Raw genomic sequence first — 15,570 nt, forward strand, 5'->3', positions numbered from 1 at the left:
TGGCCTTGAGAACCGATTTGCCACAGCGGCGACCCCGGCTGCGCAGCCGTCGAATCGCGACCGTGGGCCTGTTTCTGTGCGCGCTGTCAGCCGTAGCGCATGCGGTCTCCACGCGCCGCTTCGTCCTCGACAGCGCCAAGGATCTTGCGGACGGCAAGCTCGAAGGTACCGCCGTTCACTCGAACGGCTCGGTCACGCGCAGTGTGGACACCACACGCATGGGATTGGACGAAGAGGCGCTGGCCTACAGCATGGTGCGCGCGCGAGACGGTACGCTCTACTTGGGAACGGGCAACCAGGGCCGCATCTACCGGGTGCGCGGTGCCAGGATCGACCTGTATGCCGAAACCAAGCAGCTGTTGGTCGCGTCGCTCGCGATCGGCTTTGGCGGCCGGCTATACGCGGGTACGCTCCCCGGCGGCAGCATCTTCGAGGTCAGAGCCAAGGGACGCGTGCGTCCGTTCGTCGAGCTTGAGGGCGCAAGCCATGTCTGGGCGCTTCACTTCGACCCGCAGCGCAAGAAGCTGTTCGCCGGCACCGGCCCGGAAGGCAAGATCTACGAGGTGACCTCAAAAGGGCGAGCCAAGTCCTACTTCGACAGCGATGCGGCCCACGTCATGTGCTTGGGCGGCGATGCAGACGGCCGGCTGTACGCGGGCACCAGCGATAACGCGCTGCTGCTTCGCCTGTCGGGCGTGGGGCGGGCGGTCGTGCTGCACGATTTTCCGGGCAACGAGATCACGGCCCTGTCGGTGCGTGATGGGGAGGTGGCCGTGGCCGCCAACGAGTTTCCCGAGCCGCCGGACTTGACGAGCAAGAAGAGCAAGCCGGAGAGCTCGGGCAAAGCGTCGAATCAGGCCAAGCGACCCAAGGCTGGCAAGGGCGGGCTGTGGCTGCGGGCGCGGGACGGGCGTGTCGAGCGGCTGCTCGCCTCGGACGAGGGGCATTTCACTTCCGTCGAGCTCGCGGCAGACGGCGCCATCTACGCGGGTCACGGTACCAAGGGCCGCGTCTACCGGGTGACGCGGGATCGCACGAGCGCCGTGTGGGTCGAGGTGGCCGAGCGCCAAGTGCTGGCGCTCGGCCTGGGTGGAAAGCACCCGGCGTTCCTGGCGGGCGACGGGGCGGCAGTGTATCGGGTCTTGCCACCACACGAAGCCGAGAGCCTGTGGACGAGCAAGGCCCTGGATGCGGAGTTCCTGTCCCGCTGGGGCGAGCTGAGCTGGCGGGCACAGGGGAGCGTGAGCTTGCAGACCCGTTCAGGCAACACCGAGCTGCCGGGCGACACCTGGAGCGACTGGTCGAGCGCTCTAGCGACCGCAGGCCCGGTCCGCAGCCCCGCAGCCCGTTTCGTACAGGTGCGCGCGAAGCTCACGGGGCGCGACAGCGTACTGTACGCGTTGACGCTGCACTATCTTCCCCAGAACCAGCGGGCCACGGTCAGCGATGTCCGCGTAGCTCCCAGCCGCAAGATCACAGAAGCCAAACAAGCGAAGAAGCCCCTTGCGGCGCTGTTCCCCCCGCCCACCGCGCGCTATCGAGTCCATTGGGCAGCCGACTCCGTGGATGCCGACCCCCTGCGCTATAGGCTGCATTACCGGGCGGAAGGGCAGCGCGTGTGGCGTACGATGCTGCCGGAGAGCGAAATCCTCACCAAGAACGAGTACGAGTGGGACACCTCGGGAGTGCCGGATGGCTACTACCGTGTTCGAGTAGAGGCGTCGGACGAGCGCTCCAATCCTGAGCGCTTGCACCTGACGGCCAGCGCACTGTCGGAGCCCGTCCTGATCGATAACCACGCACCCAGCGTCAAGCTACAACGCCCGCGGGACCAGCGCATCGAAGGGATCGCTACCGACGATATGGGTCCGATCGCCAACCTCGCGTACGCGGTGGACGGCATGCCGTGGCGGGTGTTCTTTCCCCTGGATGGCCTGCTCGACACCCGGCGAGAGCGGTTCCGGTTGGAGCTGTACGAGCTACCGCCTGGCAGCCATGTGGTGTCGATTCGAGCGACCGACCTCGCCGGCAACAGCCGCTCGGCAGAAACCTCCTTGCGCGGGCCCGGTCCACGCTGGCGGGCGCTCGGACCCTAGCCCGCATCGAAATCTGCACACCCATACCCACTTGTATGGTTCGGCGTCGCGCGTGAGCTGTGTTAGCCTGCTGCCGCCAGGGCGACCCAAGGAGGCTCCGCAATACCACGCGTTCGTCAAGAGCGCGCGGCCGGCTCAATAAACCACGCTCCCGGAACGGACACTTGTGGCGGCATCGCGTGATCGGAAATGGAAGCCAATTGCCCGTCGTGGTAAAGGGGGGGACTGAATGGACACCCTCGGTGACGAGCAGGCTGAGCCTCAAGACTGGCGACCGGACGAGCTCATTCCATTCGGGCGCTACATGCTGCTTGACCGGATCAAGGTGGGGGCGACAGCAGCTGTCTATCGAGCCAAAGTACAGGGGGAAGCAGGGTTCGAGCGGATCGTAGCGATCAAGCGGATCCTGCCGCAGATGGCGGGCGACGCCGAGTTCGTAGAGACCTTCGTACGCGAAGCGAAGATGGCGGCCCGGCTGAATCACGCCGGCATCTCGTCCATCTACGAGCTCGGAAAGGTCGGGGAGTCGCTCTACATGGCCATGGAGTACGTGGCAGGCAAGGATCTCGCGCAAGTCCAGAAACGTCTGGAAAGAACGGGTGAGCTCATGCCGCCTGCGATGGTGGCTTGGATCACTTCCCGCGTTTGCGAGGCTCTCGACTACGCGCATAACCTCACGGACGCCGGCGGCAACCCGATCGGCATTGTCCACCGCGATCTGTCGCCGACCAACATCCTGGTTAGCTACGAAGGTCAGGTCAAGATCATCGATTTCGGGCTGGCCAAGGCGAGCGGGCGCGCAACGCACACCAACGTCGACGCCTTTCGTAGCAAGCTCGGTTACATGAGCCCCGAGATGGTGAAGGGCAAAACCGTCGATCACCGTTCCGACGTGTTCTCGGTCGGAATCTCGCTTTACGAGATGGCTACGAGCAAGCGCCTGTTTGCCGGCGGCGACGAGCTCTCAACGCTCAAGGCCGTGGGGCAGGCGGTGCTGCCCCCACTATCGGCGGCCCAGCACAGCCCGCGCATCGTGCTGGAGCGCTACGCACAGAAATCGCTGGCGCTCGAGCCCGAGAAACGTTGGTCCAGCGCCGGCGCGTTGAACGATGCGCTGCAGGGTTTTCTCGACGAGCACGATCCCCGCTATAGCTCACGACGCCTTGCGGAGTGGATGCAGCAAACGTTCATGCAAGAGCTTGAGAGCGACCAGGACCGCCTGACGCAGTTGCTCGATGCAAGCCGGCAGCCCGGTATCGTAGAACAACGCAGGCACTTCTTCGCCATGACGGGCGGTGTCGAACGGCCTCGAGCCGAGCCCGCGGTCGATAGGCCGACCCCCGAGGCCGAGCCCATGACCGAACGGCCGCAGCAAACCCAAGAGGCGCCCAATGCGTTCGCGGATCTTGCCAAGGAGCTCGAGTTCGAAGATCAGTCGACAGAGCGTGGCGCCGCCGAGCTGGATCCTGAGTCGTTTGGCGAACGCCCCGCCGAAGAGGAAAGCCTGGGCGATGAGGGCTTCTACGACAGCAAGCTGGAGGCTGCGGAAGCCGGCATCGAGGAACAGCCGGAGATCACCGTAGACGCTCCCGAGCCAGCCAAGAGCATCGCGGAGCCGTTGCTTGGTGGTGACCTCGAGAGTCCCGAGCCGCCTGAACCACAAGTCGAGGCCACGGCCGTGCCCTTGCCCTCGCCGACCAACGGGGAAGAGCGGCCGTCCGATCGCTTCGATGAAGAACCCACCAACTTCTACGAGAACATGGAATTCGATCAGGAGGAGACCGAAGTATTCTTCAACACCGAAGAAGGCATCGGTCTGAGCGGACCAGTCTTGAAGCCCCTGAGCCTGGCACCGCCCGCGCAGCCCTCGTCGTACCGCGGCCCGGAAGCCGCGCAGCCGCCGTCGCCGGTGGCCTCGATAGCTGACACCTTGCGCCCCAGGGCGACAGGCCGCCGAGCACTACCCGTGCTCTGGGTGCTTGCCGCCATGGTCTTGGGCGGCGCCGGCTACTGGCTTGCGCAGTTCCTTCAGGCGGGCACGGTCTCGGTCTCTACCGAACCAGAAATCCACGCCGAAGTGTTGATCGACGGAATCCATGTCGGAACCACGCCGCTCGACGTACAGTTGAAGCCGGGTCCCCATAGGGTAATCATCCAGACGGCCAACCACCGATCCGAGCACCGGATCGTGGCCTCCGCCACGGGCAAGACCGAGCTCACGGTCAACGTCTCAGCACGCTGACGCCAAACCCTCGTTTCCGCCTAGTGCCTCGCCACAGGAATCCTGGTTGGTTGGGGCCTGCAGTGCTAGCTAATCCCGTTTCGTGCTCTGGCGGCGGCGCTCGCTGCGGGGTGGTTCCAAGCCGACCTTTAGACGATGCATGACCGCGAGCTTCTGCCGCTCCTTGTAGGCCGAGTGGCTGGCATCGCTCGCCTCGTTGGCTTGCTCGGTCTCCCGATCGATGATCTGCAGCTCGGTCTGCACGAAGATCGTGGGGCCGAGCTTGCGCGCCGCGGGCGGTGCCAGCTTCAAGATCTTGTCGGGCAAGCGCACCGGCATGTCGACCACGAAGTGAACAACCTTGTAGTCAGGCGCGCTGAACCGATTCTCCATCTTGGTGAACTGGTCCTCGAGATCCGGCGAAAGCTGCAGCTTTTGGAGCAATGCGGACAGGTGCGGCCGTTCCTCGCAGTATGCGCGAAAGTGGAACAGCGTGTTGGTGGACTGGCCGGGAATGACGTAGTTAAACGGAAAAACGTAACGCAGCAGGTATTCCAAGGTTGGAAAGATATCGTCGGCGGACCGCGTCACCACTCGAAATCGCAGCTTGTCGTAGATGCGCGCCGCGACCGTCTCGGGCTTGGAAAGCAGCTTGGTGTAGAGTGAGTCCTTGTTCTTGCGGCCCCCAACGAACTCCAGAATGGGGAAGCCCCGCGCGAGCATTCCTCCGATCACGCGATAGACCTTCTCCTCCACCAGGTAGAAAACCTCCTGGTCAGAAACCGGCAGCATGAAGAGCAGCTCATGAGCCTCGAGGTGGTGGATGATGTGCATTACCTTCAGGATGGTGCACGCGCACAGCTGGCGATGGCCACGACTGGATGCCAGCATGAGCAAGCCCGCGGGGTCCAGTGCTTCCACCGGCTTGGGAATCGGAAACTGGAAGCTCCTGCGAAGGTAGCGGATTGCAGCATCCTTGACGCTGCGGGCACGCTCCATGTCCTCGGGCAGCTCCACGTACAGCTCTTGAGCGCGCAGGAAGTCCGCAGCCTGCTCGGCGCTCCTGAAATTGAGGCGATGCCAGTCGATGATCGAGCCGCCCCGCAGGACCAGCCGGATCGCCTCGAGGTCGGCAAGCCTTAGCTGCTCAAGCGGTCGGAGTCCCGCGTCCGCGGTGGGCACCTTGTTCATTCGTAGCTCGTGAAGAGCCTAGAGCGCAGATCCAGCGCCAGCCTGCGGGAGCACGCATCGCGCGCGCTTCACAGCAGCGACCGGTCCCAAGCGACCGCCGGACACCAAACGGTAGGCGCGCAAGGCGGGGCGGGTGCTCAATGCTCTCCTGTACGCTCCAACTTGGAGCCTTCCACTGGAGCCGGCAACGCCTCCGTGCGACCCAGCGCCGCGGTTCGGTCCCCAAGCGCCGCGGTTCGGTCCCCAAGCGCCGCGGTTCGGTCCCCAAGCACCGCGGTTCGGTCCCCAAGCGCCGCGGTTCGGTCCCCAAGCGCCGCGGTTCGGTCCCCAAGCGCCGCGGGTCGGTCGCCAAGAGACAGCGTTCCGACGAATATGCCGACGCTTACAGCCAGCATCAGGACATTACCCAGGAGGGCCGGCTCGCCAGTGGTGACCAGCAACGCGATCGCCGCCGCGATGGGAATCACAAGGGCCAAGCCTACAACGAGAGGACGTTTGAGCATGATCCGCTGGCGCAGGGCTTAAACGAGGCGCCGAATTGCCGAGGCGCTTGTACTACACCGGGAATCTCGATTCTATAGGCAATCGGCGTTTTCGCCGAATCTTGTACAAGCGGCCGTCCTGTCCGCCATCAACCAGCGTTCGACAGCTGCTGCGCTTGTGACGCCGGCATGAAGGTCGTTGGCCCCAAAGCGTCGGGGCAGAATAGCATCGCCACTTTGATTTCGATCCATCCCGTCCAGCGGTGTTGCGCCGCCTTCGAATACAGGGCGTATTCGCGCGACAGCGCGCCTTGCCGGCCGGGCGCCTCAAAGCCGACCTGGCAATGTTATCTTGACCGGACGCCCAAGCTCCCCAAGGACGTATTGTCGTCACGGTGAGACAGCCCGAGCCGATGCGGCCTGAGTCACTCCTGAAGCTGCGCAGCATGCGGTTAACGCTCGGCGTGGCAGCCACGGCAACGCTGGTGTTGTGCAGCGTGCCCCTATTTGGCGTGCATGGAGCTGCCGCGGCGTTGGTCTTGGGCGTGCTGCTACCCCCCTGGGTGGCGGCAACCGGTGCCTGTCTGGCCCAAGCACCGAACAGGCCGCCTAGCTGCGCACGCCTGTTCGGGGCAGGGCTCATGGTGGGCGCGCTCGTGTGCGCGGTTCCCCTGCTCATGCTGGGCCTGAATGCCCTACGTGTGCGCAATTGCGCCCCGTACGAAGGCCTGCTCTTCATGTTCCTCGGCCCGTATCTCAGCTGCGCTTTGGCGGCTGAGGGCGGTATCCTGGCGGCGGAAACGGTGCCGCACGCCAGGCTGGCCAGAGTGCTCGCAGCGGCCCTGCCGCTCGCAGAGCTCGGCCTAGCCCTGTGGCGCCTCTACACCACTCCGGCGGTCTTTGCCTACGGCCACTTCTTCGGGTACTTCCCAGGCCCGCTGTACGATGCGGACGTCCGGCTACCCGCCACGTACCTCGTTTTTCGTCTGGGCAGCCTCTTGCTGCTGGCCGGCATCTGGATCGCGCTGAACGCAGCGCGCCTGCCACGCCGGCATCCGGGCCGTCGTGCCTGGCTGGTCGCCGGCGCGATCACGGCTTGCGCTCTCGCGCTGTTCGACTGGCTGGGACCGGAGCTCGGGCATCGAACCACGAGCGCATGGATCGCCGAGCGTTTGGGCGCCGAACGGCAGGGCGAGCATTGCACCGTCGTCGTACCTCGAGAGCTCGACCGCCAGCAGACGCGCCGCCTGTTGCAGGATTGCGATTTCCGGGTCCGGCAGCTTCAAGCGCTGCTCGGGGTCCGGCAGCGCCGGCCGGTCCGGGTTTTTTTCTTCAGGAACCCCGCCGAGAAGCGCTTGCTGATGGGCGCAGGCCGGACTTACGTGGCGAAGCCCTGGCGCAGCGAGGCCTATCTTCAACTCGGGGGCTGGCCACACCCCGTGCTCGCGCACGAGCTGGCTCACGTGGTGAGCGCAAGCATGGCTACCGGACCCTTCAAGGTGTCCGGCAAGCTGGGTGGGCTGTGGCCCAGCCCGGCCCTGATCGAGGGGCTGGCAGTGGCTGCGTCCTGGCCCAACGCGGACGGGCTGACACCACACCAGTGGGCCCGAGCCATGATGGAGGCGCAGCTTGCTCCGCCCTTGAACCGAATTGTGGGCACGTCGTTCCTTGGCCAGCCTGCAGCACGTGCCTATACCCTGGCTGGCTCGCTGCTGCGCTTCGTGCTGGACCAGCACGGCGCTGCTGCCGTGCGTCGAATCTACGAGAGCGGCAGCGTCGAAGGCGTCCTCGGGATGAGCATCGACGAACTGGAGCGGCGCTGGAAAGCGCACATCGCCGAGGTCGCGCTGCCCGAAACCGCTCGCTCGCGGGCGCGCGCGCGTTTCGCTTCGGGCAGCATCCTAGCGAGCGTGTGCCCTCATCAGGTGGCACGGCTGAAGCTGCAACTGGCCGGCGACCTTTCCGCGCACGACGACGCGCGCAGCGCGGCCACCTGCCGCGAAATCCTGCGGATCGATCCTGCTGACGATTCGACTCGAGCCGCGCTGGTGGGCGTTCTCGCGCGCGCCGGAAAGCTCGAGCCGGCCCACCAGCAGCTGAATCGTCTGCGCAGCCCAGGGCAGGCAAGACGCCCGGCACCCGCGCCGACACGGGCCTTTGCGCGGCGGGCGCTGGCCGACGCCATGTGGCAGCACGGTGACCACGAGCAAGCGTTGCGCGAGTACCAGGCGCTCCTCGAGCTACCCCAAAGCGACGCAGCTCGACGACTACTGCAGGTCAAGACCATCGCGCTGCGCTCTGACCCGCGAGAGCAGCGACTGTGGTTCGACTTGCTGGTGGGTGGTGGCCGGCAGGCGGTCGACGGGGCCCTGGCAGTCCACCTAGCGCGCGAGCTGCACGGTCTGCGCAGCGACGGGCTCGCAGCCTATCTCGAGGGACGTCAGTTGGTGGCGCATGGGCGTTACAAGCGGGCAGCGGCTGTGCTCGTGCGAGCACTGGACGCGACCCTGCCGACGACAGAAATCGAGCTCGAGGCTCGACGGCTGCTAGGAACGGCAAGTTACGCAGCGGGCGACCTCGCCCTGGCCGAGCGGTCCTGGCGTGCACTGGCAGTGCTCGCGCTACCCGGAGGCGGCCTTCACGCCGAAGCCCAAGACTGGCTCGAACGCATCGCAGACGGGCAATAACCTGCCGACGCCGTAACCCGTCACCAAGGAGTGTGGCTCAGCGACCGTAGGCCATGTCGGCACCGTCCAGAATCTCGATCGGGCTCACCCAGGTCGAGTTGGTCATGACGACAAAGCAGCGCTGTTGGTCGGGATACGCGCGTAAGGCTGTCTTGGTCTTTTGCTGGGAGCCCGTGTGGTAGATGATACGCTCGCCGTTGGGGGACGAGCCGACGCGGAAGCCCAGAGCGTAACTGGTCGCGGGTGGCTGTACTTTCCACAGCTCGCCGTCGCGGACCGCGGGATCGAGCACGACCTTGCCCATGAGCCCAGCGCAGTAGCGAGCCAGGTCTCCGACCGTCGAGATGAAGCCGCCCCCCGGTAGCTTCCAGCTCACGTCGTTGTCGCCGTCGGGGATAGGGGGATCGCCACCCCCGGTGTAGCCGACCGCGCGGTTCGGCAAATCGACCCAGAAGTAGTCCGGCTGCATCGTGCTCATGCCCAGCGGCACGGAGATCCAATCATGGACGAGGTCGGCAAGTTTGCGAGCCGCGCCATGCTCGACCACGACGCCCGCAAGGTTGTAGCCGAAGGTCGAGTAGGAGTACATCGTTTCCGGGATCGCAACGAGCGGCTGATCGATCCAGTAGCGTAGCGCCCACTCGATGCCTGTATTGGTCATTGGATCGTCGGCCATGGCCTGCGGAGGCTTGGGATCGCCAATACCGTTTGAATAGTGTGTGGCGCCGGCCGTGTGGCTGAGCAGCTGCCGCAGCGTGATCACGCGCTTATCTTCCGGGATCTTGCGTTGACACGACCGGCTGCCGCAGCCACCGGGAAGGTAATGCCGGGGAGTCATGTACGTGAGGAAATAGTCACTGATCGAGGCGTCCAGCTGGATCTCCCTGCGCGTCACGGCCTGCATGGCCGCGAGCCCGATCACGCCTTTGGACAACGAAGCCCAGCGAAACAACGTCGCGCTTGGATCCACCTTCACGTTCGCGGCACGATCGGCGAATCCGAACCCTTGGAGATAGACGATATCGAGACCCTCCACGATGCCGATTCCAAGCCCGACCAGCTGCTCTGCCCGCATGATCTGTCGGGCGTACCCGCTAACGGCCGCGTTGTCCTTGTGAAGGACCTGAATGTACGGGTCGAGGCGTCCCTGCCAGGCGATGCTAGCGGTAGGTGTCAGGGGATCGTTCGAGTCGATCTCGAGGTTGGCCTCGACCGGGCCTAGCACCTCGCCGCTGGCCCCGACACCGACCATGGCCCGAGAGCCTGGTGTCAGCAGCAGCGGCAGCTCGGGCCCGCTCCAGCCGAGCCCTGCGCCTGGCCGAAGGATGGCTACCGTGAGATCCCCATCCCCTTCGTTGGCAAGCTCGATCTCGGAACCGACGGGCGCGACGAACTGCCGGCCCATCCCCAGCGGCAAAGGAACCGCTGCGTCGAGCGCGACTTGCACGCCCGCGTGGCGAACCACGAGCTGCGGCCGAGGGCCCGCCGGCGCTCCGCCGGCCGGCCTGCCGCGACCGCCGGGTCCGCTTCGGGCCCCACGGACAGCGCCGGGCCCGGCCGGACCGGCGGGCGAAACATCACCTCCGCCGCATGCTACTGCCGGCAGCGCCACCGCCCACCAGGTCAGGATCCGGGCGCACACCCGCGCGATGTTATCGCGAAGCGCACTGCACCCACAAGCTCACGGCGCGCCCCACACGCAAACTTGCATGACCGGGAGAATCACGGCTCAAAGAAACAGGAATTCTGGACTCGACTGAGCATTTTTCGAGGACTGCCTGCTCAACCCCATGCACTTCGATTCAAGTCCAAGAAATCGGCAACCAGGCGGGCCTTGCTCGCGGCTCGACGTGCTTCGCGACTGGCCTCGGTACTTCGGGGGCAGTGGCCTCGCTGCCCACTACCGGGTAACGGTTCACCGGTGTGTTCGCCTCGACGGCGGCTTCCCAGGCGCTCTTCTGGTCGGTTTACGTCCTCGCCGCTGCCCTGCGAAGTACCGTAGTAATCCTCGGGCGGCTCCTGCGGGCGCACTCGCCCGGAAAACTGCCTGAAAGCCCGACTTTCTGGGGCCTGAACGGTTACACTGCCGGGCGGGCGGACTCGTGGTTTTTTGGACCCGAGCCGCTGTTTCATGCGATGCGGGAGCTGTGTTCGCGCGAATGCAGTCCCGTGCGTGCGGGTTCGCCACCAAGGCGTCGGTCCGGCACGGCCCAGCCATGGCGGCGCTCCTGGTGGCGGGCTGCGGCGGCTTCAAGGGGCAGGCGCTCCCGGCGAGCGCCGCAGCAACGGCAGCCAAGACTCGGGTTGACACGCACACGCAAGCGGGCCCCGGCACCAACGGCGGCAAAGCTCCCCCAGCCACCTCAGGGCCCGGCACCGGCCGCGGCCCAACGACTCGCACGGCCGGAGGGCACGAGGTTCGCGCAGGGAAGCGACCGCCCAGCTCGGTGTCCGCTGCGACGAGCCCCAAGCCGGTGCGCGACGGCCTGCGCGCGGCCCACGAACGCGATCGCCAGCGACTGCAGCGTCTGGAGCAGCGCTACCCGCTCTTTGGCGTGGCGTTCCACGTCGTTGCCCAGGTGTTTTCTCGGCCCGTGCTGGACGGCGTGCCTATAGGCTACTTGAGACGCGGCGCCAGGTTCCGAGCCGCACGCGGCATCCAGGGCAGTGGCTGCGCTACCACCTGGCACGAGCTGCTGGGGGGAGGCTTCGTGTGCAAGGGGCGCGGGTTCAGTCTCTCCAACAAGCCGGTAAGCTTCGGTAGCTCCTCGACGCGGCCCACCCTCGTTGGGCAGCTCCCGTACGACTACGCCCGAACTGCCAGCATGAACGTGCCCCAGTATTGGCGTCTCCCCAGCGTGCAGGAGGAAGCGGAGACCGCGCAGGCGCTGGCCGGCTTGGCCGAGCTTGAAGCCGAGCTCGAAGCAAACCAGCAGACCGTGTCCGGGCAGCCCCCAAACGCCCCGGCCGCGACCCCGGCGCCCTCCGGCCAGGCAGCCCTCCTCGAGACCATGCCGTCGAGCCCTGCGCAGGCTGCGCCACCTGCCATCGGCTCCTCCAGCGAGACCGGGGCTCCGGCCCCCGGCGATCTGCTCCCGAGCTACGTGCGTCTTCGCATGCAACCCGGGTTTTATGTCAGCCTAGCCGGGCAGGAACACGGGCCTTCGGGGAGCTTCGCACGGACGGTTCGGGGCGGGTACGTGCGCAGCGACAGATTGCTCACGGCCACGGTTCCGGCAGCGTCCGGGGTCGAGCTACAGGGTGAGCTCGCTCGACTACCCGTCGGAATCGTCTACTTCAGCCAAGTGCAGACGCGGCGCCGAGATCCGCACGCTGCGACGGTCCAGATCGGCCCGGTTGCCCGCCGTGGGGCGGCGTTCGCGCTGGGTAGCGAAAGGGTTTTGGTCGATCGCAGGCGCCATCGCGCGACGCACGACTCGAGGCTTTTGGTGCCCGAAAACGCGCTGCGGGTCATCGTACGAGTCCGACGACCGCGGCGCATACCTGTGTCTGCTCACTGGATCCACGTTGATGTCGAACAGCAGGTAGTGGTGGCCTACGAAGGGGACAATCCCGTCTTCGCAACGCTGGTGTCCACCGGCAAGCCCGGCTTCGACACACCGGGGGGGCTATTCCGCATCCAATCCAAGCACATTTCGATGACGATGGACGACGATCGCACACCCGGAGAGGTCTACAGCATCGAGGACGTGCCCTGGGCCATGTTCTTCGACCGCAACTTTGCACTGCACGGCGCGTTCTGGCACAACCGCTTCGGCAGACCTCGGAGCCACGGCTGCGTCAATCTCTCGCCAGCCGATGCGCGTTGGCTTTTTCGATGGGCCGGACCCCATTTGCCCGCGGGGTGGCACGGAATCTACGCCGATCGGGCGAAGTCGGCTGCCTGGGTCTGGGTGGACGCCTGATCGCCGGCAATTGCGATTTGCTGTTGACCGTTCGGCGACCCTTGCTGCTATCGAAGTTTGGGATCCGTGGGCCCCTTGTCGATTCAGGCACAACGGCCCAGAAACTCGGCCCCCGACGCGCTTGCTCGGGCACCTTCTTGTCGATGCCGCGCTGCGCGCGGTCGTGCCCGCGGCCTTCCCGGGAGAAAACCCGGATCGAACTTCCGGCCGCGAGCACTAGCGCACGGCGCAATTAAGGTATAAGCGGCCAGCAAGGACCCGCTCGAGCGTCCGAGGCTACTTGCTGGAGCACCGACGATGCCAATGCGAACCGAAACCGATTCCATGGGAGCCATCGAGGTCCCGGGCGATCGCTATTACGGAGCCCAGACCGCGCGATCGCTCACGAACTTCCGCATCGGCAGCGAGCGCATGCCTCGAGCGATCGTGCGCGCCTTCGGCATACTCAAGAAGGCTGCCGCCGTCACCAATCATGAGCTCGGCCTGCTCGATGAGACCATCAAGGACCTGGTGTCGCGTGCCGCCGACGAGGTGATCTCCGGACAGCTAGACGACCATTTCCCGCTGGTGGTGTGGCAGACCGGATCAGGAACGCAATCGAATATGAACGTCAACGAGGTGATTGCGAATCGAGCCATCGAGCTTGCCGGCGGCCAAATGGGCTCGAAGAAGCCCGTGCACCCCAACGACCACTGCAACAAATCGCAGTCGTCGAACGATACCTTTCCGACGGCCATGCATATCGCCGCAGTCGAGCGAATAGAAGGCCATCTGCTCCCGCGCGCAAGCAAGCTGCGACAGACCCTCGCACGCAAGTCGGAGCAATTCCACGACATCGTGAAGATCGGCCGCACCCACCTGCAGGACGCCACCCCCCTCACACTCGGGCAGGAGATCTCCGGCTGGGTGGCGCAGCTCGATCATGCGCTGGCTGCGATCAGGGGATCGCTGCCCGGGCTGCGCGAGCTCGCGCTAGGCGGCACGGCCGTGGGCACCGGCCTCAATACGCACCACGAATACGCAAGCAGGGTCGCCGCCCGCATCAGCCAGATCTCGGAACGCGAGTTTGCCTCGGCGCCCAACAAGTTCGCGGCCCTCGCGGCTCATGACGCCTTTGTGGGCGCCGCCGGCAGCCTGAATCAGCTGGCAGCCGCCTGCATGAAGATCGCCAACGACGTGCGCTGGCTCGCTTCCGGACCGCGCTGCGGCATCGGCCAGCTCGGGATTCCAGAAAACGAGCCTGGCAGCTCGATCATGCCCGGCAAGGTCAACCCGACCCAATGCGAAGCCATGACCATGGTCTGCGCCCAGGTGTTCGGCAATACGACGACCATCAGCTTCGCGGGCAGTCAGGGCAACTTCGAGCTCAACGTATTCAAGCCGGTCATGGCGTACAATCTGTTGCAGTCGGTACAGCTTCTCGGAGATGCTTGCCTGAGCTTCAACGATCACTGTGCCGTCGGGATCGAACCCCAACGCGCCAATATCGAAAAGAACCTGCACGAATCGCTCATGTTGGTCACGGCCCTCAATCCGAAGATCGGCTACGATAATGCCGCTGCGGTTGCCAAGAATGCGCACAAGAACGGCATCACACTGCGGGAATCTGCCGTCGCGTTGGGATTCTTGAGCGCCCAGGAATTCGATGAGATCGTGCGCCCCGAGCTAATGATCGGGCCGCTGAAGCAATAGGTGAGACCGACATGGGAGTAGAGGTTCGACAGCATGCCCCGGGCAAAGACCTCGCTGCATTCATGCAGGTACCGTACGAGGTGTACCGGGGCGACGCAGCCTGGGTAGCTCCGTTGCGCTACGAGATCAGCGAGCGCCTAAACCCCAAGAAAAACCCCTTCTTTCGTCATGCCGACGCTGCGCTGTTCACCGCCTACAAGGACGGTCGGTTGGCGGGACGCATCTCGGCGCAGATCGATCGCGAGCATCTGCGGCGCTACGACGACGCGACCGGTTTCTTCGGATTCTTCGATACGATCGATTGCCGGACCGTGGCCGCCTGCCTGATGCACGAAGTGCGCAAGTGGCTCAAGCAGCGCGGTATGAAGCGTTTTCGCGGACCGCTGTCGTGGTCCATCAACGAGGAGGTGGGCTTGTTGGTCGAAGGCTTCGACTCCCCGCCCATGCTGATGATGGCGCACTCCAAGCCCTATCACGGCCCCTTGCTCGAAGAGGTCGGCTTGAGCAAGGAGAAGGATCTGCTCGCCTGGCGCTACGACGTGCAGCACATACCGCAGCGCGCGCTCAGAGCTTGGGAGCAAGTGCAAGCAATGCCGGAAGTGCGCATACGCAGCATGCGCAAGTGGAAAATGCGCGACGAGCTGCGGCTTGTGCTCCAGGTGCACGACGACGCCTGGTCCAACAACTGGGGCTACGTGCCTTTCACGGAACGGGAAATCAGGAAGGCGGCCGCGGACTTGCGGCTTGTGATCGAAGACGATCTGGCTCTGATGGCTGAGATCAACGGAAAGCCGGCGGCCATTTGCATCGCGATTCCGAACCTCAACGAGGCCGCGCGCGATCTCGACGGCAAGTTGTTGCCCTTCGGGATCTTCAAGCTGCTGTGGCGCCTCAAGGTGCGTCACCCCGAAAGCGCCCGCTTGGCTTTCATGGGCATCCACAGCGAGTTCCGCAACACCAAACGCTATGGCGGGCTGTCGTTTGCCTTGTACGTCGAGATCGCGAAACGAGGTGAGCGTCTCGGCTACCGCTGGGGCGAGCTCAGCTGGACGCTGGAGGACAACGCGCCGGTCAATCTCGGCATCCGCGCCATGGGAGGCGAAGTCTATAAGAAGTATCGCATCTACGAGGGGGTATTGTAGTCGCCTGGCGCTAAGGGCCCGCGGATGAACAGCGCGTGTGTTTCGGTGAGGACTGGGCGCCGCTGGCGAGGCGCGACGACGAGGAGTATTGGGGATACTTCGAGGAGGAGCAACATAGCCAGCGGTGGTCAGA

At 65.1% G+C, this 15,570-nt stretch carries 9 protein-coding genes; 6 read left to right on the forward strand and 3 right to left on the reverse strand.

All coding sequences use genetic code 11. The features are described from left to right. Positions 1–5: 5 nt before the first annotated feature. Both MJD61_01460 and MJD61_01465 read left to right on the forward strand, forming a co-directional pair. Positions 6–2,096 (forward strand): hypothetical protein, encoded by a 2,091-nt coding sequence (locus tag MJD61_01460; GenBank protein ID MCG8553944.1) that lies wholly within the window; start codon positions 6–8, stop codon positions 2,094–2,096. 229 nt (positions 2,097–2,325) lie between these two features. Further along, the gene (locus tag MJD61_01465) at positions 2,326–4,338 is read left to right on the forward strand and encodes a protein kinase (protein MCG8553945.1); all 2,013 of its coding nucleotides are present in this window, start codon (positions 2,326–2,328) and stop codon (positions 4,336–4,338) included. Positions 4,339–4,407: 69 nt separating this feature from the next. Here MJD61_01465 and MJD61_01470 read toward each other — a convergent pair whose 3' ends face one another. Then, positions 4,408–5,508 carry a TIGR04552 family protein gene (locus MJD61_01470; GenBank protein MCG8553946.1) on the reverse strand — a complete coding sequence of 367 codons (1,101 nt, stop codon included), beginning with the start codon at positions 5,506–5,508 and terminating at the stop codon, positions 4,408–4,410. A gap of 137 nt (positions 5,509–5,645) precedes the next feature. Beyond that, a complete protein-coding gene (locus MJD61_01475; protein MCG8553947.1) occupies positions 5,646–6,011 on the reverse strand; it encodes a hypothetical protein in 366 nt (121 codons plus the stop codon). Between the two features lie 425 nt (positions 6,012–6,436). Here MJD61_01475 and MJD61_01480 point away from each other — a divergent pair, with 425 nt between their 5' ends. Continuing rightward, a complete protein-coding gene (locus MJD61_01480; GenBank protein ID MCG8553948.1) occupies positions 6,437–8,677 on the forward strand; it encodes a hypothetical protein in 2,241 nt (746 codons plus the stop codon). Between the two features lie 37 nt (positions 8,678–8,714). On the opposite strand, the gene MJD61_01485 is transcribed toward MJD61_01480, so the two are convergent. Then, positions 8,715–10,142: a beta-lactamase family protein gene (locus tag MJD61_01485; GenBank protein MCG8553949.1), complete on the reverse strand. Its 1,428-nt coding sequence runs from the start codon at positions 10,140–10,142 to the stop codon at positions 8,715–8,717. 751 nt (positions 10,143–10,893) lie between these two features. Here MJD61_01485 and MJD61_01490 point away from each other — a divergent pair. From MJD61_01490 to MJD61_01500, 3 genes are all read left to right on the forward strand, one after another. After that, positions 10,894–12,603 carry a L,D-transpeptidase gene (locus MJD61_01490; protein ID MCG8553950.1) on the forward strand — a complete coding sequence of 570 codons (1,710 nt, stop codon included), beginning with the start codon at positions 10,894–10,896 and terminating at the stop codon, positions 12,601–12,603. 297 nt (positions 12,604–12,900) lie between these two features. Then, complete coding sequence (gene fumC, locus MJD61_01495) at positions 12,901–14,295, forward strand: class II fumarate hydratase (GenBank protein MCG8553951.1); 1,395 nt, start codon at positions 12,901–12,903, stop codon at positions 14,293–14,295. A gap of 11 nt (positions 14,296–14,306) precedes the next feature. After that, positions 14,307–15,437, forward strand: a complete 1,131-nt coding sequence (locus MJD61_01500; GenBank protein ID MCG8553952.1) for a hypothetical protein — start codon at positions 14,307–14,309, stop codon at positions 15,435–15,437. Positions 15,438–15,570: the final 133 nt, after the last annotated feature.

It is taken from the genome of Pseudomonadota bacterium (assembly GCA_022361155.1).
Taxonomy (GTDB): Bacteria; Myxococcota_A; Polyangia; order Polyangiales; family JAKSBK01; genus JAKSBK01.